This is a genomic window from Pseudomonas sp. NY15354 (genome assembly GCF_048068075.1).
Classification (GTDB): Bacteria; Pseudomonadota; Gammaproteobacteria; order Pseudomonadales; family Pseudomonadaceae; genus Aquipseudomonas; species Aquipseudomonas guariconensis_C.
On sequence record NZ_JBLUPV010000003.1, the window covers coordinates 53,190 to 73,744 of the forward strand.

At 61.3% G+C, this 20,555-nt stretch carries 31 protein-coding genes; 12 read left to right on the forward strand and 19 right to left on the reverse strand.

Annotated features, from left to right (window positions below; translation table 11 throughout):
* Positions 1 to 38: 38 nt before the first annotated feature.
* The 19 genes from ACNFCH_RS03895 to ACNFCH_RS03985 form a co-directional block, all read right to left on the reverse strand.
* Positions 39 to 1,352 (reverse strand): phage major capsid protein, encoded by a 1,314-nt coding sequence (locus tag ACNFCH_RS03895; protein ID WP_416742285.1) that lies wholly within the window; start codon positions 1,350 to 1,352, stop codon positions 39 to 41.
* 61 nt (positions 1,353 to 1,413) lie between these two features.
* Positions 1,414 to 2,385 carry a S49 family peptidase gene (locus ACNFCH_RS03900; RefSeq protein ID WP_416742286.1) on the reverse strand — a complete coding sequence of 324 codons (972 nt, stop codon included), beginning with the start codon at positions 2,383 to 2,385 and terminating at the stop codon, positions 1,414 to 1,416.
* The gene (locus ACNFCH_RS03905) at positions 2,382 to 3,653 is read right to left on the reverse strand and encodes a phage portal protein (RefSeq protein WP_416742287.1); all 1,272 of its coding nucleotides are present in this window, start codon (positions 3,651 to 3,653) and stop codon (positions 2,382 to 2,384) included. Before ACNFCH_RS03905 ends, ACNFCH_RS03900 begins: the two co-directional genes overlap by 4 nt.
* A gap of 2 nt (positions 3,654 to 3,655) precedes the next feature.
* Positions 3,656 to 3,844: a hypothetical protein gene (locus ACNFCH_RS03910; protein ID WP_186617551.1), complete on the reverse strand. Its 189-nt coding sequence runs from the start codon at positions 3,842 to 3,844 to the stop codon at positions 3,656 to 3,658.
* Complete coding sequence (locus ACNFCH_RS03915; protein ID WP_416742288.1) at positions 3,841 to 5,649, reverse strand: terminase large subunit; 1,809 nt, start codon at positions 5,647 to 5,649, stop codon at positions 3,841 to 3,843. The genes ACNFCH_RS03910 and ACNFCH_RS03915 overlap by 4 nt, the downstream gene beginning before the upstream one ends.
* Positions 5,609 to 6,076 carry a phage terminase small subunit P27 family gene (locus ACNFCH_RS03920; RefSeq protein WP_416742289.1) on the reverse strand — a complete coding sequence of 156 codons (468 nt, stop codon included), beginning with the start codon at positions 6,074 to 6,076 and terminating at the stop codon, positions 5,609 to 5,611. The genes ACNFCH_RS03915 and ACNFCH_RS03920 overlap by 41 nt, the downstream gene beginning before the upstream one ends.
* Positions 6,077 to 6,211: 135 nt before the next feature.
* Positions 6,212 to 6,532 (reverse strand): HNH endonuclease, encoded by a 321-nt coding sequence (locus ACNFCH_RS03925; protein ID WP_416742290.1) that lies wholly within the window; start codon positions 6,530 to 6,532, stop codon positions 6,212 to 6,214.
* Between the two features lie 3 nt (positions 6,533 to 6,535).
* Positions 6,536 to 6,859, reverse strand: coding sequence for a phage holin, lambda family (locus tag ACNFCH_RS03930; protein WP_010954710.1), 324 nt, complete (start codon positions 6,857 to 6,859; stop codon positions 6,536 to 6,538).
* Between the two features lie 113 nt (positions 6,860 to 6,972).
* Entirely contained in the window at positions 6,973 to 7,251 is a 279-nt protein-coding gene (locus tag ACNFCH_RS03935; RefSeq protein WP_416742291.1) for a hypothetical protein, read from the reverse strand.
* Positions 7,252 to 7,449: 198 nt separating this feature from the next.
* Entirely contained in the window at positions 7,450 to 8,136 is a 687-nt protein-coding gene (locus ACNFCH_RS03940) for a hypothetical protein (RefSeq protein WP_416742292.1), read from the reverse strand.
* 10 nt (positions 8,137 to 8,146) lie between these two features.
* Positions 8,147 to 8,464 (reverse strand): hypothetical protein, encoded by a 318-nt coding sequence (locus ACNFCH_RS03945; RefSeq protein ID WP_416742293.1) that lies wholly within the window; start codon positions 8,462 to 8,464, stop codon positions 8,147 to 8,149.
* On the reverse strand, positions 8,461 to 8,742 hold the full coding sequence (locus tag ACNFCH_RS03950) for a hypothetical protein (RefSeq protein WP_416742294.1): 282 nt from the start codon (positions 8,740 to 8,742) through the stop codon (positions 8,461 to 8,463). The genes ACNFCH_RS03945 and ACNFCH_RS03950 overlap by 4 nt, the downstream gene beginning before the upstream one ends.
* The gene (locus tag ACNFCH_RS03955; RefSeq protein WP_416742295.1) at positions 8,739 to 10,037 is read right to left on the reverse strand and encodes a tyrosine-type recombinase/integrase; all 1,299 of its coding nucleotides are present in this window, start codon (positions 10,035 to 10,037) and stop codon (positions 8,739 to 8,741) included. Before ACNFCH_RS03955 ends, ACNFCH_RS03950 begins: the two co-directional genes overlap by 4 nt.
* The gene (locus ACNFCH_RS03960; RefSeq protein WP_416742296.1) at positions 10,034 to 10,462 is read right to left on the reverse strand and encodes a VRR-NUC domain-containing protein; all 429 of its coding nucleotides are present in this window, start codon (positions 10,460 to 10,462) and stop codon (positions 10,034 to 10,036) included. The genes ACNFCH_RS03955 and ACNFCH_RS03960 overlap by 4 nt, the downstream gene beginning before the upstream one ends.
* The gene (locus ACNFCH_RS03965) at positions 10,459 to 10,755 is read right to left on the reverse strand and encodes a DUF1364 domain-containing protein (protein ID WP_416742297.1); all 297 of its coding nucleotides are present in this window, start codon (positions 10,753 to 10,755) and stop codon (positions 10,459 to 10,461) included. Before ACNFCH_RS03965 ends, ACNFCH_RS03960 begins: the two co-directional genes overlap by 4 nt.
* Positions 10,737 to 10,946: a hypothetical protein gene (locus tag ACNFCH_RS03970; RefSeq protein ID WP_182816100.1), complete on the reverse strand. Its 210-nt coding sequence runs from the start codon at positions 10,944 to 10,946 to the stop codon at positions 10,737 to 10,739. The genes ACNFCH_RS03965 and ACNFCH_RS03970 overlap by 19 nt, the downstream gene beginning before the upstream one ends.
* Positions 10,943 to 12,325, reverse strand: a complete 1,383-nt coding sequence (gene dnaB, locus ACNFCH_RS03975) for a replicative DNA helicase (RefSeq protein WP_416742298.1) — start codon at positions 12,323 to 12,325, stop codon at positions 10,943 to 10,945. The genes ACNFCH_RS03970 and dnaB overlap by 4 nt, the downstream gene beginning before the upstream one ends.
* Positions 12,318 to 13,109 (reverse strand): replication protein, encoded by a 792-nt coding sequence (locus tag ACNFCH_RS03980; protein WP_416742299.1) that lies wholly within the window; start codon positions 13,107 to 13,109, stop codon positions 12,318 to 12,320. The genes dnaB and ACNFCH_RS03980 overlap by 8 nt, the downstream gene beginning before the upstream one ends.
* Positions 13,110 to 13,414: 305 nt before the next feature.
* The gene (locus tag ACNFCH_RS03985; protein WP_416742300.1) at positions 13,415 to 13,651 is read right to left on the reverse strand and encodes a transcriptional regulator; all 237 of its coding nucleotides are present in this window, start codon (positions 13,649 to 13,651) and stop codon (positions 13,415 to 13,417) included.
* Positions 13,652 to 13,757: 106 nt separating this feature from the next.
* On the opposite strand from ACNFCH_RS03985, the gene ACNFCH_RS03990 reads away from it, so the two are divergent.
* The 12 genes from ACNFCH_RS03990 (at position 13,758) to ACNFCH_RS04045 (ending at position 20,530) form a co-directional block, all read left to right on the forward strand.
* On the forward strand, positions 13,758 to 14,468 hold the full coding sequence (locus ACNFCH_RS03990; protein ID WP_416742301.1) for an XRE family transcriptional regulator: 711 nt from the start codon (positions 13,758 to 13,760) through the stop codon (positions 14,466 to 14,468).
* 412 nt (positions 14,469 to 14,880) lie between these two features.
* Positions 14,881 to 15,009 (forward strand): hypothetical protein, encoded by a 129-nt coding sequence (locus ACNFCH_RS03995; protein ID WP_416742302.1) that lies wholly within the window; start codon positions 14,881 to 14,883, stop codon positions 15,007 to 15,009.
* 408 nt (positions 15,010 to 15,417) lie between these two features.
* A complete protein-coding gene (locus ACNFCH_RS04000; RefSeq protein ID WP_416742303.1) occupies positions 15,418 to 15,801 on the forward strand; it encodes a LuxR C-terminal-related transcriptional regulator in 384 nt (127 codons plus the stop codon).
* Between the two features lie 18 nt (positions 15,802 to 15,819).
* Positions 15,820 to 16,089 (forward strand): hypothetical protein, encoded by a 270-nt coding sequence (locus ACNFCH_RS04005; protein ID WP_060515181.1) that lies wholly within the window; start codon positions 15,820 to 15,822, stop codon positions 16,087 to 16,089.
* Positions 16,086 to 16,544, forward strand: coding sequence for a hypothetical protein (locus tag ACNFCH_RS04010; RefSeq protein ID WP_016712891.1), 459 nt, complete (start codon positions 16,086 to 16,088; stop codon positions 16,542 to 16,544). The genes ACNFCH_RS04005 and ACNFCH_RS04010 overlap by 4 nt, the downstream gene beginning before the upstream one ends.
* 81 nt (positions 16,545 to 16,625) lie before the next feature.
* Complete coding sequence (locus ACNFCH_RS04015; protein WP_416742304.1) at positions 16,626 to 16,874, forward strand: hypothetical protein; 249 nt, start codon at positions 16,626 to 16,628, stop codon at positions 16,872 to 16,874.
* A gap of 77 nt (positions 16,875 to 16,951) precedes the next feature.
* The gene (gene yejK / locus ACNFCH_RS04020; RefSeq protein WP_416742305.1) at positions 16,952 to 17,962 is read left to right on the forward strand and encodes a nucleoid-associated protein YejK; all 1,011 of its coding nucleotides are present in this window, start codon (positions 16,952 to 16,954) and stop codon (positions 17,960 to 17,962) included.
* Positions 17,963 to 18,017: 55 nt separating this feature from the next.
* A complete protein-coding gene (locus ACNFCH_RS04025; protein WP_416742306.1) occupies positions 18,018 to 18,614 on the forward strand; it encodes a hypothetical protein in 597 nt (198 codons plus the stop codon).
* Positions 18,615 to 18,694: 80 nt separating this feature from the next.
* On the forward strand, positions 18,695 to 19,003 hold the full coding sequence (locus ACNFCH_RS04030; RefSeq protein WP_416742307.1) for a hypothetical protein: 309 nt from the start codon (positions 18,695 to 18,697) through the stop codon (positions 19,001 to 19,003).
* A gap of 3 nt (positions 19,004 to 19,006) precedes the next feature.
* A complete protein-coding gene (locus ACNFCH_RS04035) occupies positions 19,007 to 19,393 on the forward strand; it encodes a hypothetical protein (protein WP_416742308.1) in 387 nt (128 codons plus the stop codon).
* A gap of 13 nt (positions 19,394 to 19,406) precedes the next feature.
* Positions 19,407 to 20,381 (forward strand): hypothetical protein, encoded by a 975-nt coding sequence (locus ACNFCH_RS04040; protein WP_416742309.1) that lies wholly within the window; start codon positions 19,407 to 19,409, stop codon positions 20,379 to 20,381.
* Positions 20,378 to 20,530, forward strand: coding sequence for a hypothetical protein (locus tag ACNFCH_RS04045; protein WP_169775113.1), 153 nt, complete (start codon positions 20,378 to 20,380; stop codon positions 20,528 to 20,530). The genes ACNFCH_RS04040 and ACNFCH_RS04045 overlap by 4 nt, the downstream gene beginning before the upstream one ends.
* Positions 20,531 to 20,555 lie beyond the last annotated feature (25 nt).

The following is a 20,555-nucleotide window of genomic DNA, read 5'->3' on the forward strand; positions in this document are numbered from 1 at the left end:
ATCAACAGATGAATCGCCCGGCATGCCGGGCGGATTGGTTACAGGGAGCTACCCCATTTGACATCGGTCATCACTGCAACCGACTCGACGTGACGCGGGCCGAAGTCGTGCTTGGCGATTACGCGGACGAGGGTTTGATCGCGCTGGAAAGCACTGATCACGTTGCCACCGGCGTCCTTGTAAGTCGCCTCCTTGCTGAAGTCGATGACCATGGCATCGTCCTCGCCGATGAAGCAGTCCGCGAAGTCGGCGAAGTGGATTTCCGACGCATCGCCATCAACGCCGAGGTTGATCGGGATCTGCGTGGTCGTGCCGACCGGGAAGCCCTTCAGGAGGTTCAGGTCCAGTTCCGGGTAAGCCTTGTTGCCGTTGCCATCCCGCAGTGCGGACAGCCAGCGCTTGGTGCGAGGGGCCATGGCAAAGCCTGGTGCCGTCATGTTGGAGTTGGCGTTCTCCAGGCGCAGGATCAGTGCGGAGAGCGCGTTCTCCACGGCTTGCAGGGTCACCTCTGCCGGCGCGGCAAAGACGTTGAAGGCCGGCGCCCAGAAACGTAGGCCCTTGGGAAGGTTGCCAGTACCGGCGCCACGCAGGAAGGACAAGTCTTCCGCTGTCGCCACCGAGGCGACCAGGTCATTCACAACGAGGCGATCGACACTCGGATTGGTGCCGGAGTAAGCCAGCAAGTCGTTGCTGATCGGCACCAGGGCAGCCAGCTTTTTTGACGACAGCTTCAGGTCGTCGAACTGCATGTCGGTGGTCGGCATATCTTCTTCGGTGCCGATGTAGCCGACGACTGCGCCACCTTTGATACGCGGTACGGTGAGGTTGCCGTTCTGCAGCGGCAACGAGACGGCACCGAGGCTGCGCACCACCGACTTGGGACGCAGCAGCTCAATGACTTCGCTGGAGAAACTCTGCGGCACCAGAACCCCGCCAGCACCTGGCGTCACGGTGCTGAGCGCCATGGCGATTTCAGGGTTGTAGCCCGAGTCGGCGGCCATCTTTGCGGCGGCCTGCTGGTCACCGCGAGAGGCCGCCAGGACGCGTACCATCTGCGCCATGTTGGCACCCGGTACCGGCTTGGCGGTGAACGGACCGCTAATGCTGCCGGGAGGGCCGTTCAGGCCTTGGGCACCTTCGTTCACGGGTACCGCGCTAGCGGTCGCCATGCGCTCGGCCGCTTCGGCCCGCGCGAGCTTCTCCGTCAGCTCGTTGAACTGGGTGCTGAGCTGCTCGAACTGAGCGAGCTGTTCGGCAGTGAGCGAGGTGCCGGCCGCTTCGAGCTGAGCCAGTGCCTGGATCTGGCCATTGATCGTGGCGCGTTCGCTACGCAATTGAGTTACGAGGGACATGCTGCCTCCTGGGCGAAAAAAAACCGCCGATAGGCGGTTGTGGTCACTGCCGCGAACGCGGTCAGAGTTGAGACTGAATGGCGAAGGCCGAAGCCCTCACGCTGATACGCTGTTGTGGCTGTGCGCCTTGGCGCTGCGCGCGACTGAGTGCGACTGCCCGCGAGAGGTTGTCTACCGCAAGCTGCGGCGACTCCAAGCGGTCTGCCAAGCCAATTGCGATGGCTGATGTACCGCGATAGCAGGCAGCCTCAGTGGCGATGATCTCGGCGACATCGCGGTCGCGGTATTCGGCAACGTGGGTCGTGAACAGCTGATAGCTCTCTTGCACGACTTCATTGAGCACTTGCAGAGATTGCTCGGTAATTGGCTCGTTCGGGCTCAAGTCATTCTTGTGCGCCCCGGCAAAGACCGTCGTGACCTTAACCCCCATGCCTTCGATCATCTTCGAGCGATCCATGTGGCTGGCCACCACGCCGATGGACCCCACGCCCGAGGTCAAACTGACCACGACCTCGGTGCAAGCGGACGCGATCAGGTAGCCCCCTGAGTACGCCATGAAGTTGACCAGGCCGGTGATTGGCTTGATCTTGGTCGCGGCGCGAATGTCTGCCGCCAGTTCGAAAGCACCGACCGCACTGCCACCTGGGCTGTCGATGTCGAGCACGATATGCTCGACCATGGGGTCAGCGATGGCCTTGTTCAGTGCTGCTCGCAGCCCTTCGTAGCTGGTCATGGTCTCGCAGGCGTTCAAGTGACTGCCGCGACTGACAAGAACGCCATGGACGGGAATCACCTCAACACCCGTCTGAGCAATGGCGGCACGGCGCTTTTCTTCGCGACGATCCTGCTCGGCCTGGTAGTCCTCATCGTCATAGAACATCGATGGGTTAGCAGCGGCGCCACTCATGTTCAGATTTACGATGTTCAGGCTCATGGTCTGGTTCGCCCAGCGCAATGCCAGGTCCAGCATGTCGGGTGTCGTCAGCAGCGGCTGGTTGAACAGCAAGCTGGCTGCACGCAGATGTCGTTTCATGCGGCAAGCATCCTCTGGATGTCGTCGCGCTGCTGCTCCAGCTGAGCGCGGACGTTGGGGTTGTTCATGTCGGGCAAGCCGTGCGCCACATCCGTCATGTTCAGCGGCTGCAAGTAGCTATCGCCATTAGCAACGGGCGGCATGTTTTCCAGGCGACGGATGTCGTTGATCGACAGCCACCCCCACTGCCTGCCGATTGCATAGGCGTCATAGCGGCTTTTCTGGTCGCCGCGCAGCAGGCCGGACAGGTTGAACTCGATGAAGTAGTCCCGCCGCTCAGATGGCAACAGGAAGTCGCGCATCATGGCCTGCTCGTGGCGCTTCACCCAAGGCATCAGGGCGAAGATCACGTATTGGATCAGTAGCTGTTCAAGGCTGTTGTAGCTGGCCTTCTCCAGCTCGTTGATCATGTGCGGAGGGATCTTGTAGATCCGGGCGATATCAAGCCCAGTGGCCTTGAGGATGCCGAGCAGCTCGGCGTCGACGTTGTTCATCGACACCGGCTTGAAGGTCATACCTTCCTGCAGCATCGCCACCTTCTTCGCGTTATCGATGCCCGAGAACTTGTTACCCCACTGATCAAGGATGCGATCGATACTGCCCTGCTCCTTGATCGGCGGAGCGTCCCGAGGCCGCTCGATGACGCCGCTGACAGCAGTGCCGTTGGCAAACGACTTGCCTGCGTACTGCCTCACCGCATGCGCAAGCCCAACGGCATCGGCATGCAGCTCAACGGGTGAAAGACCGGTGTAGTGATTCTTCGTGTGCCAGCGCACATGATGAATCAGGCGCATAGGCAGAGGATCGTGCCCGCCAACACGGTACACAGGCCGCAGATCGCCGCCCTTGAGGACCGTCACCTTGTCGTTTCGCAGCGGGTAAAGGGCTTTCACCGAACCATCGTCGTTGCGTTCGATGAAGCTGTAGCAGTTCCCTCGAAGCCCCAGGGCGAGCTGGCCGGATTCACGGTACTCATAGGGCGTCTGCCAGGGGTTCGGCTGGTAGCGCAGGACATCGTAGAGTGGATGGGCCGTCGCGGACTCACGCTTGCCATCGCCAAGCCGACGGTACAACTCAAGCGGCAGCTGGCCCACGCTCTCCGCCAGCAGCGTGACGCACGTCTGTAAAACGGTGATAGCCAGTGCGGTATCCGGCGTTACTGTTACCCCTGCTGCCGAACGACTGGAGCCGATCAGGCCTCTCCAGAAGCCCCCGCCGCTATCCGAAACCAGCCCTTCATTTCCGCCGAGAAGATTGCTGAAGAACATGATCAGCCTCCCTCTGGACTGCGTTTAAGTTGGATGCGTGCAGCTGCTTTGTCAGCCAGCCAGGCCCAGCCAATCAGGCCAAGCCCAGCAGCAATGAATGCAGCAGGCACATGGATGAGGGCGATCCCCGCGACCAGCAAACCGAAGCCCAGCAGGCCGGCAACCCACGCAGCGATTGCGATGGTGTTCAAACCCCTACTCCTTCGTCGTAAATGGAACTGCCGCTGCTGCCAGAAGACACAGCGCCGCTGATACCGGTGGCCATGATCGCGGCGATGATGCCGTCGATGCGGCCTGTGGCTTTCGCCTTGTCGGCCTTGCGATTGTTCGCGGGGTCAGAAACGATCACCGCGTTACCGGCGCACCAAGTCATTACCGGGTTGCCATCGTGTCGCAACGACTCCACAGCGGTGGCTGGCAGGCCATCGTCGAAGAACTCTGCCGAACCGCCCTCTTCCTCCGAAGGCAACTCGAGCATGCCAAGTAGGCGCCGCTCGAACTCGTCAACCGCGGGGCCCATGTCTTTGAAGCCTTGCCCAAACTCCACCAGCTCCGGCAGCGTGATGTCGTACTCGCTCATCAACTGCCGCATGTCCTCGATGCGCCAACGGTCATAGGCAATCTTGTCCACCTGGAAGTAGCTGCAGATGGTCTGCATCCGGCGGAGCACATGCAGCTTGCTGATGGCCCGGCCGGGTGTCGTTTCGAGATCCCGCGATTTGATCCATGCCGCGTAAGGCACCTTGTCGCGGGCTTCCCGTTTGTCCAGCTCGTGATCAGGAATCCAGAAATAAGGGAGTAGTCGCCAATGCGGATCCTCATAGGTCGGGTAGAACAACAAGACGAACGACGTCAGGTCTGTTGTGCTGGACAGGTCCAGGCCCCCAACACAGGGGCGATTGCGCAGCAGGGACATCGGGACGCGCTCTTCGGCCTGGCTCCAGACATCCCAGGAAATCCACGGCGATTCAGCACCGGTCCATTCGCAGAAGTTGAGCCGGCGTACCATCGCCTCCTTGCTCGGCATGCCTCGGGCCTCTGTGACCTGCTCACGCAGGTACTTCATACCCGGCAGATCGGCGTCCTGTAGCGATGGATTAGATTTGAACCAGCAGCTTTCGTCCTGGATCGGATCATCGCCCTCGTCCAGCGAGCAGATATAGGCAAAAAAGCCGTCATCAATGAGCGCTCCCGATGCCACCCGAGAGCCGTACTCGTGATATTCCCAGCAAGGCCCGCGCTTGTTCGAGCCGCTGTTGGTGATCATGAAAATGAGCGCCTGCTTACGACTCTTGGTGCCGGCGCGCATCATCTCCACGACCATGTTGGTCTTGTGCTCGTGTACCTCGTCGATCAGCGCCATGTGTGGCCTCGGGCCGGACTGGCCATCGTCCGAGCTAATCGGTCGGAAAAATGACCCCGACTTGAGATAGGCCAAGTTCCAGATGTTCTGGCCGGTGCCGCTACAGACCAAGCGCTTCGTCAGCTCTGGCGATTGCTGCACCATCGCGACGGCATCCCGGAATAGGATCATGGCCTGGTCTTTTTTAGTCGCAGCAGCGTAGATCTCAGCGCGCGCCTCGTTATCCGCGATCAGTCCAGTCAGTCCCACCCCCGCAGCCAAGGGCGACTTGCCCGAGCCCTTGCCACTCTCAACGTAGACAACACGGAAGCGGCGATACCCATCACTGGCTTTCCACCCGAAGATGCTACCAACGATAAATTTCTGCCATGGCAAGAGTTCGAACGGCAGCCCTTCAAACTCACCACCGTTGAGCTTGAGCACGGTGCGATAAAAGCGGATAGCCTTGTTAGCGGCTGCCAAATCCCAAGTCAGGCCGCGCTTTGGCCCTTCCTTCAAATCCCGGAGGTGGCGAGCGCATGCATTTCGAATGTCTGGCCCGGCTACCCGCTCACCAGAATGCACCTCCCTGGCGTACTGAGTCGCTGGGTCTTCAACCGAAGAACTCCGCGAACTGGTCTTCTTTTGGCTCATCGTCTTTTACTTGAACCTTGGATCGAGCGGCCGGTGTGAGGCCGAATTCGACCAGGTAACTTTTGAAGCGGCGGTCAACGTCGGCAAGCATGGCGACCGCAGGGTTTGCCTTGAGCACCAACTCACCCTGCGTGCTGGTGGTTTCGTAGGTGCGCCCCTGCGTCTCGACCAAGTCTCGGAGGGCAAGAATCTCGGCATAGCAATCGCAGAGTCGTTCGAGTGCAAAGCCATCGGCTTCTGTCAGAACGCCCATCCGATCAAGCAGAACAGTGAGACGGCCCCAAGCCACCTGACCTTCGGTGCTCAGATGGTCCGGGGCGCTTGGAATGCGCTTAGCTGGCTGGGGTTCGTTCTTGTTGATCGGACGCTTACCGGGGTTCCCTCTGACAAGCTTCAGCTCCGTCGGTGTGGGTCGTCTCCCGGCCATAATTTGCTTCCAAAAAAAATCATTTCATTTCGCGGCTTTGCACACGAAGGAGGGCGATCGGTCAGGAAACATTTCCGGAAAAACATTTTCACCCCCCCTACCCATTTCATGGGGCCCCGGCGCGCCCTGAGGCTTTCAGGAGCGTCGATTCCAGTGGTGCCGGGGGTCCAGCGGCCGGCCGCTCACGTCGCAGCCAGCCTCGCGCCCTGACTTCTCCAGGCGCTGCTTGTAGGAGTTGTGGCAGTTGGTGCACAGCGACTGCCAGTTGGTCCGAGCCCAGAACAGAGTCATGTCGCCGCGGTGCGGCTGAATGTGATCGACGACAGTGGCGGGCTTGCTCAGGCCTGACTGGAGGCAGCGAACACAGAGCGGGTTCTTGCGCAGCCATCCTTCACGAGCCTGCTGCCAGCGGTAACCGTATGGACTTGGCTTCTTTGCTGATCCGGGCAGAGGCATGAGTCACCCCTGCGCTTTACGAGACAAGAACAGGTCGGAGTAGCCACGCAGCTTTTCTACTCCCATGAACCCGACAGCACCGCCCGCGAAGGTGGCCATGCCCTGCGGCAGGCCCATCCATTCGAGCAGCGGGACCAAGGCCAGGGTGATGAGGCCGCAGAGCGCGCCCTCCAACATCATCTGCCGCCTGGTTCCACCGCCATACACCACCCGAAGAGCAGCGATCGCGACCGACAGGCCAGCGGCATACAGCTGAGGCTGGTGAGCCAGCACCCAGGCGAGCACAGCGGCCCACAGGCCAGGATCCTTCTCGGGCATGTTCGGCATCTCGGTTCCTCCCATCGTAGGGAGCGCAAAAGTGAAGCCCCAGAATTTGCCGGGGGCTCAGAAACGAACAGCCCCGCGCAAGAGGCGGGGCTGTTCTCAGTCGGAGGTCGCAATCATTGGGCCGCGTATGTATGCCCAGACCAAGTCATTTCAACTTTGTCGTACTTTCTATTTTCTGAGGAAGGAGAAACTTTGACGTATCCAGCAGTTGCAAGGAGGTGAATATGGTAGTCGACCACATTTTCAACTGGACCATGGATACTCTGTCCACTCCGGCTCACATAGCTGGAAAATTGGCTACGGATGTCGGACCTGTAGAGCCCAACACCAAATTCATCTTTGGCGATGATTGTTTCGATAATCTGCCGTGCCCATTTTTCGTTTCTGCGCATTCTTGTCCCTCCGCGCCATGTCAATTTGCTAGCACAGAGTACCTTAAGCCACCGGTCATAAAAAGGCGGGGCTCTCAGGGCCCAGAAACGACGAAGCCCGACACGATGGCCGGGCTTTCGATGGTCACTCCTCAACACGCGCAGAAATGACAGGATGGGATTAATTTCGCTCAGTCGCTCACTGATGTCAACAGGCAATCATGCGGCCTCTTTCATCAGCAACCCTTCTGCCTCCAAAATCACCCGAACCTCTGCCAGTGCGTCGTCGATCATACCGTCCAACTTCTCGTTGATCTCCAGCCTCCAACGGCGCCGAGTTGACTCCGGCGTAGCATCGTTGTCCCAGGTGTTCATGTCGTAGAAGCTGTCGGGCAGGATGATCACGCCCTCCTCAAGCGCCTCGATGCGCTTCTTCGCGGCCTGCCCTGCGGCGACAGCAGCATTCACGGTGGCTTCTCGGCGCCACGACGACGCATCCAGCGGGATATCGACCGAAACAGATCGCGGCGCCTTGCGACGAGCGCCCTTCAGCTTCGGAATGGCCCAGGCGGTAACCGCCTTGTAGATGAACAGCGCCGGCGCAGGGCTCGCGATCAACGGCCGCACCAGTGTGATGGCCTGCACCTTCTTGGCCTTGTTGGTGCTGTACTTGGCGACCAAGGCATCCCAGTGCCGCCCCTTGAGCATGTGATGCAGGCGCGCCGACAGCCAGTAATCTACCTGGGTTCGATCAATGCCGTCCGACCCACCACCCAGCGAGGCCAGACACCCACCCTCCTCTTCAGCCGATTTGTACAGCTTCTGCCAGGCCTGGGCCTTCGCCGATCCCTTCTCGCCCGCCGCTAGAGCGGCAACTACTGCACCCGATACGCTGCTGTAAACCATGTCCTTCCCCTCAATCCCCGGTGTAGTTGGTGCCGCCGGCGCCGAGCCGGTTGCCGTCCTGATATCCAGCCTCTGGCCCGCCGGCCCGAGGTCTTTTTAACTGCTCGATCTGCCGTGTCGCGGCCTGCAGCCTCATGCTGAGCTGGGTCACCAGTTCATCCAGAGCCAGGGCCTCGCCAGTTGCAGCCACTACCCAGCCCGAGGCGTTGCAGTGGTCGCACGGCAGTTCGTGAAACAGGCCCTGAGTGACCGCTCTCCCGCGGCACAAAGGGCACTCGTCCAACTCGATCACGGCCTTCTTGAAGGCTGGGCCGTGCTTCTTCATCAACCGATCACCCTCAAGCCTTGGTCCCGCAGCGACTTTTCGGCCACCTCTCGCGCCCAATCCCCATCCGGATCACCCATCTGGACGGGGAACGGGTTGGTGACCCGGAGTGTTTCGAGAGAGGTCTGCCAGCCCCACCAGGCGGACTGAACTTGCGGGATCACGTACTCGTCGTCACCGCCACGGGTGAGCACCGCCCTGTCAAAACGGCCGTTCCGCTCAAAGCTCCTGGCCTCATATGCCGCCTCGAACTGGACGCGCATCTTGTCGCTGTTCTTCATTTCGAATCCTCGCCTATTACTAATTCGTTAAGGTCGCCCGAGGCCTCGCCGCCAGTGGCTTGTGGCGATTTCTGCGGGATTTCAAATAAGGCCTCTTTAAGGCCGTGGATGGCTGCGAAACCGATCCGATCAAGCCACGCATGCCACTTCTCCAGCGCCAACTTGCGCTGCTCCATGGCCTGCGTGTGGATGTAGGTGCTGGCGATCTTGCCCAGCGTGTGGTTCAGCAGCATCTCGCCGATGTGGCCGTCGATCCCGAGATCGGTCCAGGTGGTGCGGGAGACCTTGCGCAGGTCGTGGCTGGTCCACTCGCCCTGCCCCAGGCGCGTGAACACCTGACTGGCCTGGGCCTCGCTCAGGCAGTGACCACGGCGGTTCGGGAACAGGTAAACGCCCTCGTACCCTTGCGCCTGCTGAATCGCCCGGTACCGAGTCAGCAGCGCCTTGAGCTGAGCGGTCAGTGGCAGGCGGTGCTCGGTGCGGGTCTTTGTGTGGGCGGCTGGAATGAACCATTCGGCAGCGGCCAGGGTGATGTCACTCCAGCGGGCCATGCGGGTCTCACCGATTCGGGTACCGTGAGCCAGCATCATCAGGGCCAGCAGGGCGTCATTTGGGGTGGAGTCGAAGGCCACGGTCAGCTGCTGCATCAGATCAGGCAGGTGGACACCACGTAACCGGGCAGCCTTGGGGGCGATTCGTGCCTTGGTGAAGTCACTGAAGCGCACTCCGGCCAGAGGATTGCTGTCGACCATTTCCAGCTTCAGGGCTTGGCGGAAGGCAGTCAGCAGCATGCCGAACATCTGCCGCAGGTAGGACAGCGATATCTTCGCCTGGGCCGGCCAGATCAGGTGCTTGTCGATCAGCTCGGCGGTGACGTACTTGACTGGCAGATCACCCAGACATGGGCGCAGGTGCTGCACGATGGCGGAGCGAGCGGCAGCCTTGCGCTTTGCAGACAGCGATCGATCACGCCCCATCCGGTCGACGTACCAGTCGAGCATCTGGCCCACGGTAGCCATGCCCGAAACCACAGGCGCCGTGCCGGGGTCACGCAGCAGGCGTTGCCGCAGCGCGGGCAACTCGGCGATCACCGCCGACGCGCTTAGGTCGGGCCAGCGGGCGATCGGCACCCAGCGCTTGCCGCGCACCAGGTGCCAGGTGCCACGGTCGCGAGTGCTCCAGAAGCGCAGGTACAGGCCGGGGTGACGCGGGTCGCGCAAGTCGCGTACCGACTTGTCGGCAGCCTGCCGGCGGACCTCGGCCTCGCTGAACTTCACTTCCCGGGTCGCGCTCATGCGGCCACCGTGGCTGGCTGCAGCAGGTAGGCGCGGATGGCCTCCACCGCGTCAATGCTGCCCCGGCACACAATGGCCAGGTAGCCCTGGCGGTGCAGGGCCTGCAAGTAGGCATCCTGGCTTGGCGAGACCGGTGCGTCGAACGGGGGCTGGGCCTTGAACTCGATGTACAGGCCGAACCAACCGCCGCGCGCCATCGGCAGAACCAAGTCAGGCACGCCGGCCTTGACGCCCTGCCCCTTCAACTTTGCGGCCACTGCCTTGACCCGGTGCCCGCCGTTCGGGACGTGATAGATCAGCGCGTAGGCCTCCGGGTAGCGCAGCTGCAGCTCCTGCATCAGGGCTGCTTGCTCCTGACCCTCGCGGTCGACGGGCTTGGCGCGGGCGGCCTTGGCCTTGAACGGTCGAAAGGCTGGGGCACTCATGCGACCAATACCCCCTCGCCGATCAGGATGGCCTGGGTGCGCATCACGCCCTCGGCGTGGTACTGCCGGGCGGTGTCGCGATCAATGATGCCGCTGCGACCGTCGCACGCGTCGTGGCAGGCGCTGCAGGCCCAGGCGCCCTGCATGTCGTGCGGCTTGATGCCCACGCCGCAGGTCCCGGCCATGCGGTAGTGGACCAGGACGGTGGTTTCGGGGTTGCCGTTGCACACGCCTGGGATACGTACCTGGCAGTCACGGCCACGGGCGGCCTTGGTCAGTTTGGATTGGCGCATGGATCGCCTCCTTGCAGATCGATGACGGTGAAGGCGCCGGGCCACATCCGGGCGCCGTGCGCCTGGGCCAACGCCTCTTCGCGGTACAGCGCCACGGGCTGCCGGGCGCCATAGGAAATGTCGAGCTGGTCGCTGCGGCAGTAGAGCGCGTAGCGGTACTCGGCGGGATTCGGGGTGAGCAGCGTGCTCATACAGCGACCTCCTTGCGGCGATAGCGGTCCGACAGCGGGCGGTCGCTGGCCGGCTGCGCCTTCACAGGCGGCTGCCAGCTGGGGGACAGGTTCTCGAAGCGGTTGTACTGGCCCAGGAAGGCTGCGCGGACGGTGCCGGTCTCGATGTCGCGGCCCTTGCCGATGATGATCTCGGCCACGCCCTTGTACTCGCTGTTCTCGTGGTAGACCTCGTCGCGGTACACGAACAGGATCACGTCGGCGTCCTGCTCGATTGCCCCCGATTCGCGCAGGTCGGAAGGCACCGGTCGCTTGTTCGGGCGTTTTTCGCACTCGCGGGACAGCTGGCTGAGCAGCACAACAGGAATGCCCAGCTCGCGGGCGAGTAGCTTGCAACCGCGGCTGATGCTACTGACTTCCTCGGTGCGGTTGCCGCCTTCACCGTCCATCAGCTGCAGGTAATCGATCACCAGCAAGTCCAAGCCGTAGCGCAGCTTGTGGCGGCGTGCCAGGGATCGGATGCGCCCCACAGTTCCGCCCGCGCGGTCAGCGATGAACAGATTCGCCTGTTGCACCTTACGCGCACCAATCCCCAGCTCGTTCGCATGGGACTGGCAGGCGGAGCCGTTCTTGATCAGGTTGAGCGGGACACGCCCTTCCGAAGCCACAGCGCGGTCGATCAGCTGGCTTTTGCTCATCTCCAGGCTGACCACCAAGGCCGACTTCTTCTGGCGCACTGCGGCATCGAGGGCAAACCCCATGGCCAGAGTGGTTTTGCCCATGGCAGGGCGGCCGGCAACGATGATCAACTGCTCCGGCTGCAGGCCGCCCAACTTCGCATCCAGGTCATCCAGCCCCGTGGACAGGCCGATCAAGGTCTCGCCGCGGCAATGGCGATCGTGCCGCTCCTGCCAAACTTCCACCTGATCAGCCATCAAGTCAGCAGCCTTCACGACCTCCTCGCCATCGCAGCCCGAATCGATGGCCATGGCGGCGGCCTGTACCGCTGCGATCTTGTCCTGGATGTTCCCGCCGCTCTGGACGATTTCCAGGGTCTTGTCGCTCAGGTCGTACAGGGCGCGCTCAATGGCACGCTCACGAACGATGCCCGCATAGGTGCCTGCGTTGGCCACGCTGGGGGTGTTGGCGACCAGGGAGGCGCAGTGACCCAAGGCCTTGTCGCCGTTGTCGAGCATGCCGATGTGATCCGCGACAGTCAGCAGGTCAACGGCCTTGCCAGCAGCGCGCAGCGCCATGATTCCGCGAAACACCTCGGCGTTCTCGGCGAAGTAGAAAGACTCAGGCGTCAGGTCGTCGGACAGGGTGTCGATCAGCTCCGGGCGCTGGAGCATGGCACCCAGCAGGCCGTGCTCGGCTTCGGCGTTGTAGGGCTCACGCATGGTAATTGCCCTCCACCACCTTGACGAAGTTGGACGGGGCGATCAGCCAGTCGAAGGTGGCGCGGAAAGGCTTGGAGCCGTTGCGGCCAGGAACCTGGCCCATCAGGAACTGGGAGGCCTTGACCTGGCAGAAGTAGTCAGCCCAGAAGCTCAGGTCACGGTGGACCTCGCTCTCACGCCAACGCGCCTGCAGGGCACGTTTGCGGCCGTCGTTCAGGATGGCCACGGCTGGAAGCTCAGGCAGCGCCTTGTGATACAGGTCGACAATGTCCTGGTACGGGCAGGCTTCCATCGCTGGCTTTTGCCGAGCCGGTTTCGCTTGGGCTGGTTGACGCTCGGCGTAGACGACTACTCCGTCAGGAGTAGTATTTGTATTTCTTTCTTTATTGTGTGGTAGAAACGCCACATTGGACGTGTTGGAAACGCCACACTGTGGCACTTCTTTTGGCTTGTTCGGATGAGTGTTTTTCTTGTCGATCTTCCACTCGCCGATCGGGGCAAAACCGATTGGGCTACGGCTACCGCCGTCCCGGTAAATCACACCCTGGCGGATCAGCTCGCAGATCGCACGGGACACGTCTTCGCGGCGAATGCCGGACATCTCAGCGATGTACGACGCCGCAATGCAGGCGCTCTCAAGGTTGTAACCAGCGGTTTGGCGATGGATTGCCAGGGCGACACGAAGCTCGCGGCCTGACAGCTCAGCCCCTATCAGGGCCTCGTACAGGTCGTTGTCCATTCGGGTGAATCCGCTTTTCGATTGGATGGGGGTGACGATGCTCATGCCCCACCTCCGCACAGCGATGCCCGCAGGTGCTCGACGCACTCGCGCCGGAGCGCGGCTTTCGAGGTGGCTGCGTACTGGAAGCGAATCATTCGCGCGGCATGGAGTGCGGCGGACTGGTGGTAGGCTTTCTGGTGCGAAACGGCCAAGGGTGCGGTGTTGCTTGCATCCATTGCAGAGTGCATAATCGACCTCGTTTTGAAGCTGTTGAAGAAGCCGGGCTGCCACCCGGTTTTTTTATGCCTGCGATTCAGGTACTGGACGGATGAACAGCAGGACGGTCTCACTACTGGCGCAAGGCCAGGTCACGCATAATTCACATCACAGCCACTCGATGCCTCGGGCTTATCCGGATAAATGTCGGGCCGCAGTTCGGACCGATGAACCCCGGTTAGCCTTTCGATATCCAGCACCCGCTCGGCAGGCACGCGTCCGGTAGCGCACATTTTCTGCACTGCCTGGGGCGTAACCTTGAGAGACCGCGCAAGCGCTGACTGGCCGCCGGCTGCAGATGCAGCCTTCTGGATTGCAGTCTGATTCATACCAACCTCAAAGTTACAGCTACAACCAAAGGTTACCCCATGCACGCGCCTAGCTACAACCAATATTCGCAATTACACCTACAACCATTGTTTGTATGATTGACACATGGAAAATATTGGTGAGCGCATAGCGCAGAAACGCGAAGAGGCAGGCCTGAGCCAATCCGAGCTCGGCAGGCGCCTAGGTCTAAGCGCCCAGGCAGTCCAGAAGTGGGAATCTGGAAAATCGACACCGAGAAACTCCAAGCTCGCTAGCATTGCGAGCATTCTCGGAACGACTGTCGGATTTCTGCTCCAGGCTGAGGACGGCGGCTCGGAAGGATCGGCTGTTCATGGTCTAGGCGAAATTGAGCCGTGGGATGAAACCACCCCTCTTGATGATGATGAGGTGGAGATCTCCTTTCTTAGAGAGGTTGAGCTCGCGGCCGGGTCAGGCAGATTTGTCATCCAGGAAGACGACGCTGACACCCTGAGGTTTCCGAAAAGGAAGCTTCGCGAGAATCACGTCCAGGCCGGCCAAGCCAAATGCGTCACAGTCCGTGGCAACAGCATGACCCCGGTTCTGCGTGATGGGGCGACCGTTGGGATTGATCTGGGAAAGACCAGGCTCGCAGACATTGTCGACGGCGACCTGTATGCGGTTAACCATGGTGGCCAGTTGCGGGTGAAGCAGCTTTTCCGCCTTCCTACCGGAATTCGACTCAGAAGCTTCAACCGAGATGATCATCCCGATGAGGATTACACCTTTGAGCAGATGCACGACTCGGAACTCCAGATCATCGGCCACGTATTCTGGTGGGCTATGTACGCAAGATAGCCATTCTAAGCACTGAAAAACCCCTCCCCTCCATCCCGCCTCTCTGGCGGGATTTTTTTTGCCCAATCAAACACCTACAACTTTCCCCGGCCTGTCGCCTGCATACCTATGCACGAACCTACAACTTTTATGCTTGCATAACACAACCATTGGTTGTAACTTTGCTTCAGCGCCGGATCAACACCGGCCAGAAGCAAGGCAGCGATGGACTGGCCTCAACAGTCCAGAGGGTTGGCAACTGACCCGGGCGTGCAGCGTAAAGCGCCAATGCAGTTATCCAGCGGGCGAGTGCCGCGGCTGGAAGAACAACCAGAAGATTGCCGCGCAACTGACGCCAGTAGCGGGTCGCGGCAGGTTTCACTGGCTGGCCTTCCAGCGAGGGCCAGACGGGAAATCAACCGGAGGGCAACCGATGCGAAAGATTTTTTGGAAGGGAGTTTTCTGGCTGATCGAGCCGATGCTCGATCAGCTTGACGCGAGAAAGTTAGCCGAGGCGCAAAAACGTCATGCGGCTACCCAGATCAAGGCCTCGGGAAATTGAATGATGGCGGAGTTGGCGAGTTAACAATCTTGGGAAATACGCCGTATACGTGGCCGCATACTCCGCAGAATGCAACTTCAAACCACGGATCACCACCCTTGCTCTCGAGGGTACTTGGTTTGCAGTGGATATGTTCAATTCCCGAAGTGTGACAGCCAGGGCATTTCGGTTCAGCGTGTTCTGACGACATCAGTATTGCCTCAATGGTTGTAGGGACTTGAGAGGCTACCACGGCCCGGCGTGGCTAAACATCCGGGCACCATCAATTTGCCACCACAACCAAGCAGCCCGATTCACCTGGTTCCCCATCACCAGGCTGCATCGGCCGTGACGCTCGCCCTCCCCTGGTCCGGGAGGTTCACGGCAGCGAGCGTCACGACCAATGCAGCCCCATCCCGAGAACACATCATGGACACGATCACCATCGGCGCATGGATAGGCCACCTCGGCCGTGGCCTGGCGCCTCGCGAATTGCAGTGCCTGCTGGACGTTGCCCAGGGCTTCACCACCAAGGAAATCGCCAGGCACTTCGGCATCAGCGAAAGCGGTGTCGAGAAGCGTATCGGCGACGCCATGCTCAAGCTGGGCGTTGCCCGCCGGGCCGCAGCAGTGGCCGAAGCCATGCGCCGCCAGATCATCAGCCCGATCTGCATCGCCATGGCCGCCCTCATCACCATGCACGCGGTGATCGACGACAGCGACCCCATGCGCCGCGACCGCCGCGCACCTGAGCGCCGCACCGCCCAAGTTCGAATCGTTCGCAAGGCCGAGGCCTTCGAGCTCCACGCCTGACCCACTGAGGACCAACTCATGCAAACAGCCGTGCATAAAGCTTTCGAGGACAAGCGGATGGTGCTCGCTGCCTTGCTTGAACGAAGCCAAGAAGCGCGCAACGAAGCTTTCGCCCGAATAGCCCAGGGAACGCCGCGCTACCAAGCCTCCGGCAAAGGCGGCACTTGGGATGTGGTGGAGATTGCCACTGGCACTGTCCAGGGGTTCGCCTTCAGCTATCGAGCCGCGCTGCGATTCGTGGATGCAATGGAAGCCGGGGCGGCGAGCAAGACAGGCACCCGGCAATGAGCAAGCGCAAGCCACACAACATGCGCTCCCGACTAGAGCGGACCTGCCGGGCTTTGGTCTCGGCCAACCACGCGGCCGTCGTGAACATTGACCCCAGCGGACAGCAGGTGTTGATCAACTGGAAAAACCTCAAGCAGATCTGCGTTCGCCAGGTGGTTGATGCCGTGTGCGACATCCCGCACCGATGGACCATCTACTTGAGCGTGCTGTGCCGGACAGAGCTCGGCGAGCGGTACCACAAGTCGATTGAGGTCGCGCCACAGGGCAACTACCGGGCCGACCACCTGACCGACGTAATCGAGACTACCTACACCGACCTGCGGGCCACGGCCAACCCTAACCACTTGGTCGCGGCCGGCTGGATCGCCATACCCACGGACACAACGCTCGACGAAGCAGAGGCCGCAAAGATCTTTGCCGCTGTCGGGGCCTGGAATCAGCAGAAAGCAGCATGAACCGCACCACCGCACGCGCCCGCCACGGCCGGCGCCAGCAACACATCAATCTGCCGCCCAGCGGCTTGAGAGGTATCGGCCATGGCGAAGACGCCAGCCCAGCGCAAGAAAGAGCAGCGCGAGCGGGACAAGCTGACGGCAGAGGAGCGCGAAGCTCGATTGCTGTCACGCCGCATTGTCACGGACCTGTATCACAACACGGACAGCGCGCTTAAGCGCTCGATGGCTCGCGCCGGGATCGAGGAAGAGCAGGATCTTATTTCCCGCCTCATCCACGGCGCCGACCGCCTCACGGACAAGCAATTCGAAAAGCTGATTCGCATAGCGTGACATCCCGCCGTGACAGGCGGACCCACAACACCTGACCCATTGCCACCATGCCGCCCACCGGCCACGGAGGAACACCCATGCCCATTCGCCACGCAGTGATGCACTTCATCGACAAGAAGCCAGACGGCAGCCCAGCAGCCCTGCACATGGCCAGCGCCAGCCTGCCAGAGAGCGGCGCCATCGAGAACCTGGTGAACGATGTCAACGACGGCTACAACGCCAAGACCGGCAAGGCCTGGGGATTCTTCCACAGCGAGTCCGGCGCCTACCCTCTCAGCGGCTGGCTGGCCAAGACGATCAGCGGCGACATGCAGTTCATCGAATTCACCCGCACAGCGGTTGAGCACCTGACGCGCCTCATGGAGGAATCCAATCTGGCAGTCGGCGGGCACGTCCTGTTCGCGCTGTATCAGCAGGGCCTGACTGACTTCCTGACCATCGCCATCCTGCGCGAAGCCGAGACGATCTCGGTTGCCGATGACCTCACCGTTTCGGTATCGCGTCACCTCGATACCAGCGCTCTGCACTTCGCCGCCCGGATCAACCTGAGCGAGTGGAAGCACAACCCGGGGTCTCGGCAGTACATTTCGTTCATCAAGAGCAAGAACGGGCGGAAGGCTTCGGACTACTTCCGCGACTTCATCGGCTGCCAAGAGGGCATCGACAGCCCGGGCGAAACACGCACCCTGCTCAAGGCATTCGCCGACTTCGTGAAGGCCGAAGACCTGCCCGACGACACCGCCAGCGAGAAGAGCCACCACCTGGTGGCCTATGCCCAGGCGCAAGACAAGCTTGGCGAGCCGGTCCGCCTGGACGAGATTTCCGAGGTGCTGGACCACGATCAGCCAAAGACGTTCGCTGAGTTCATCCAGGCAGGCGACTACGGGATCTCCGAGAGCTTCGCCGCTGACAAGCGAACCCTCAATCAGTACCGCCGATACACCGGCCGGGCCGAGGGAATGTCGATCAGCTTCGAAGCCCACCTGCTCGGCAAGCGCGTCGAGTTCGACCAGGACAGCGCCAGCCTGACCATCAAGAACCTGCCGACGCAGCTGGTCGATCAGCTCAAGCGCACTGCAGCAGCCTGATACCCACTGGCCATGCCGCCCAGCCACGGAGGGCGGCGTATGCATGGAGAAAGCCATGATCGAAGCGACCGAGAAGCAGCTTGAGCTGCTCTGGCATACGCTGGGCCTGCATCCAGAATGCCGACTCAGCAGCCGAAACCACTTCCTGACCAGCCCCGGCTATGACGACGCCAACAACCTCGATGTGCTGGTCGAGGCCGGCCTGATGACGCGCGGCAAGGCACCGGCCTTCTGTGAGCCTGGCGATGTCGTGTACCGGGCAACGCCAGAAGGGAAGCAGTTTGCGCGGGAAAAGCTGCCACCGGCTCCCCCGCCTCGGAAGTACACCAAGTTTGATGCCTACCTTGACGAGTGCGAGTGTTACGACGGCTTCGCTCACTTCCTCGGCATCAACATGCCGCAGTACCAAATGCGCGGCGAGTGGCGGAATCGGGAATATCGAATGGTCCGCTACCCCCGAGGAAGCGCCTACCAGCAGCATCGACGCCGTTACAGCTTCGACAGCTGGTCGCCCTACCAAGAACTTGAGGTTGCCGGCGAGTGGGCCCCGACCATGAAGGAAGCAAAGGCAACCTACAAGGCCGCACTCAAGGAGTTCCGGGCTCGTCCCAAGCTGCCGGCCAATGACTTCGAGCGCCTCTACTCCGCCTGACCCGCGCTGCCCGCCAGCGCCTTCCCCTATTCAACGATAACGCCTCCCCGGCGAGGGCGGCGCCTGCAATGGAGATTGCCGTGAGCATCCCTGTGAATGCCCTGAAAGAAGATGAGCTTCTGCACTACGCCGCGCTCGAGCCGGGCGCAGCAGCGGAGCTCGCACGACGTATCACCGAGCAAGGCCTTGACCCAAGCGCAGCTGCAGAAGAGCTGCGTGAGGAAATCCGCCGCCTGGAAGACCAGCTCGACGAAGAATCACGCGATGCCGATGAGCTGCGAGACAACGCCGAGGACGCCTGCCGCTGGATACGGAGCGCACTTGACCCCGATGATCACGAGCTTTCAGTAGAGCAGTTGCTGCAGAAAGCCCTGGACTGCCTGGAGTGAGCCATGAGCACGTTCGCAGTTTTTGGCATGACCGCCGCTCAGGCGCTTGCCGACGCCCGAAAAAGCACCAAGAACACCAGGCCCAGCGGCAAGCCTGGGGTTCCGCCAGTGGAGATCACGCTTGAAGAGTGGGTTGAGGCCGTTCAGCGCAACGCCGACGCCATCATGGCCGGCGTGAAGGTGAAGCAGCTCAGTGCCCTGTTCGACACGCCGCAGCACGCCAGGCAGTTCATCGAACTGGCTAAGAAGGCCGGCGCATGCCGCGACCTGAAGATTCGCTGCAAGGCCGCCCTGCTCGACGAGAAGGGAAAGAAGATCCTCAGCCCCAAGACCAGAATGCCAGTTATCGGCTGGGCCGACTGGACACCCGAAAGCCACAAGGCCGCCTGACACGGAGTTACCCATGCCCACAGAAAACCGATCCAGCAACACCGAGATGGTCAGCGACAAGCTGCCGCCCTGCGCAGATGACGTGTTCAAGAATGGCGTCAGCGCCTGCCTGGTTGGCGACGTGCCAAAGCATGCGGCAGAAACTATTTGCCAGAGCCTTTCCGCTGTCACCGGCTGGAAGATCGACTGGCACTACTTTGGCGGCCGGACGCACATCAAGGTGCTCGCGCCAGCCCCGCAGCCCCACCCCGAGCCAATAGCCTGGATGGTTGGTACTGCCTTCTGGTGGACCAAAGAAGAGGCAGATAGGGATGCGGCGACTAGCGGCAAGACCATCACGCCATTCGGGCCAATGTTCGACACCGGCGAGGTTGAGCGACTGAAGCAGGAGCTGCTGGTTGCCAGGGCGCAAGGCCGCGCAGAGGTAGTCGAGATGATCGCCCAGCTGGATGCCGAGACCGGCCTGGACGAATTCATCGGCAGCCACGCCATTGCCGATACCGGCGACTACGGCAGCCATTGGAATGAGGACGAGCTTCGCCAGCACTTCAATGCAGACCCAGCGGCAGCCAGCGAACTGGAGATGTGCCGGTACAGCGCACACCAGATCATCCAGCTTGAGGAAGAGGTCAAGCAACTCCAGGAAGAGCTTGGGGAGGCGAAGGGCGAATACGACCGATCCGCCAACAAGGTGGCGGCCATGGCCGCCCGGATGGCCGCGGGCGATGCGCTGCTGCACAAGCTGAAGGAGACACTTCAGCGCGAATACTGGGATGAGTACGCCGGCCTGGACGAGACGCGAGAGCTTATCGACGCAGCTCTATCCGCCAGCGCAGAGCCAATAAAGCCTGCTGCCCCATACCCGAATCGCCTTTGCCATATCGACTACACCGCCAACCCATACCTGTGCGGCTGCCTGAAAGGTGACGACGAGGCGCAACGGATATACGACGAGCATTGCCGCGCCGCCCTGGAACGCCAGCCATGAGCTGGGAACAGTGGTGGGCCGAGCTGGTGGCATTGGCCGCAAAGCACGGTCACACGCCCGGCATGCCAGAGCTGTGGAAGGAATACAACTGGGCGCGTGGACAGACCCCGCAAGAAGCCTACCAGGCTGAATACTCTCTCGATTTCTAACCCCTCTCCCCTCTATTCACTGCCG

Coding starts and splice junctions, on each gene's coding strand:
- ACNFCH_RS03895 (WP_416742285.1), bottom strand. CDS start 1,352: ATGTCCCTCGTAACTCAATTGCGTAGCGAACGCGCCACGATCAATGGC.
- ACNFCH_RS03900 (WP_416742286.1), bottom strand. CDS start 2,385: ATGAAACGACATCTGCGTGCAGCCAGCTTGCTGTTCAACCAGCCGCTG.
- ACNFCH_RS03905 (WP_416742287.1), bottom strand. CDS start 3,653: ATGTTCTTCAGCAATCTTCTCGGCGGAAATGAAGGGCTGGTTTCGGAT.
- ACNFCH_RS03915 (WP_416742288.1), bottom strand. CDS start 5,649: ATGAGCCAAAAGAAGACCAGTTCGCGGAGTTCTTCGGTTGAAGACCCA.
- ACNFCH_RS03920 (WP_416742289.1), bottom strand. CDS start 6,076: ATGGCCGGGAGACGACCCACACCGACGGAGCTGAAGCTTGTCAGAGGG.
- ACNFCH_RS03925 (WP_416742290.1), bottom strand. CDS start 6,532: ATGCCTCTGCCCGGATCAGCAAAGAAGCCAAGTCCATACGGTTACCGC.
- ACNFCH_RS03930 (WP_010954710.1), bottom strand. CDS start 6,859: ATGCCGAACATGCCCGAGAAGGATCCTGGCCTGTGGGCCGCTGTGCTC.
- ACNFCH_RS03935 (WP_416742291.1), bottom strand. CDS start 7,251: ATGCGCAGAAACGAAAAATGGGCACGGCAGATTATCGAAACAATCATC.
- ACNFCH_RS03940 (WP_416742292.1), bottom strand. CDS start 8,136: ATGGTTTACAGCAGCGTATCGGGTGCAGTAGTTGCCGCTCTAGCGGCG.
- ACNFCH_RS03950 (WP_416742294.1), bottom strand. CDS start 8,742: ATGAAGAACAGCGACAAGATGCGCGTCCAGTTCGAGGCGGCATATGAG.
- ACNFCH_RS03955 (WP_416742295.1), bottom strand. CDS start 10,037: ATGAGCGCGACCCGGGAAGTGAAGTTCAGCGAGGCCGAGGTCCGCCGG.
- ACNFCH_RS03960 (WP_416742296.1), bottom strand. CDS start 10,462: ATGAGTGCCCCAGCCTTTCGACCGTTCAAGGCCAAGGCCGCCCGCGCC.
- ACNFCH_RS03965 (WP_416742297.1), bottom strand. CDS start 10,755: ATGCGCCAATCCAAACTGACCAAGGCCGCCCGTGGCCGTGACTGCCAG.
- ACNFCH_RS03970 (WP_182816100.1), bottom strand. CDS start 10,946: ATGAGCACGCTGCTCACCCCGAATCCCGCCGAGTACCGCTACGCGCTC.
- dnaB (WP_416742298.1), bottom strand. CDS start 12,325: ATGCGTGAGCCCTACAACGCCGAAGCCGAGCACGGCCTGCTGGGTGCC.
- ACNFCH_RS03980 (WP_416742299.1), bottom strand. CDS start 13,109: ATGAGCATCGTCACCCCCATCCAATCGAAAAGCGGATTCACCCGAATG.
- ACNFCH_RS03985 (WP_416742300.1), bottom strand. CDS start 13,651: ATGAATCAGACTGCAATCCAGAAGGCTGCATCTGCAGCCGGCGGCCAG.
- ACNFCH_RS03990 (WP_416742301.1), top strand. CDS start 13,758: ATGGAAAATATTGGTGAGCGCATAGCGCAGAAACGCGAAGAGGCAGGC.
- ACNFCH_RS03995 (WP_416742302.1), top strand. CDS start 14,881: ATGCGAAAGATTTTTTGGAAGGGAGTTTTCTGGCTGATCGAGCCGATG.
- ACNFCH_RS04000 (WP_416742303.1), top strand. CDS start 15,418: ATGGACACGATCACCATCGGCGCATGGATAGGCCACCTCGGCCGTGGC.
- ACNFCH_RS04005 (WP_060515181.1), top strand. CDS start 15,820: ATGCAAACAGCCGTGCATAAAGCTTTCGAGGACAAGCGGATGGTGCTC.
- ACNFCH_RS04010 (WP_016712891.1), top strand. CDS start 16,086: ATGAGCAAGCGCAAGCCACACAACATGCGCTCCCGACTAGAGCGGACC.
- ACNFCH_RS04015 (WP_416742304.1), top strand. CDS start 16,626: ATGGCGAAGACGCCAGCCCAGCGCAAGAAAGAGCAGCGCGAGCGGGAC.
- yejK (WP_416742305.1), top strand. CDS start 16,952: ATGCCCATTCGCCACGCAGTGATGCACTTCATCGACAAGAAGCCAGAC.
- ACNFCH_RS04025 (WP_416742306.1), top strand. CDS start 18,018: ATGATCGAAGCGACCGAGAAGCAGCTTGAGCTGCTCTGGCATACGCTG.
- ACNFCH_RS04035 (WP_416742308.1), top strand. CDS start 19,007: ATGAGCACGTTCGCAGTTTTTGGCATGACCGCCGCTCAGGCGCTTGCC.
- ACNFCH_RS04040 (WP_416742309.1), top strand. CDS start 19,407: ATGCCCACAGAAAACCGATCCAGCAACACCGAGATGGTCAGCGACAAG.
- ACNFCH_RS04045 (WP_169775113.1), top strand. CDS start 20,378: ATGAGCTGGGAACAGTGGTGGGCCGAGCTGGTGGCATTGGCCGCAAAG.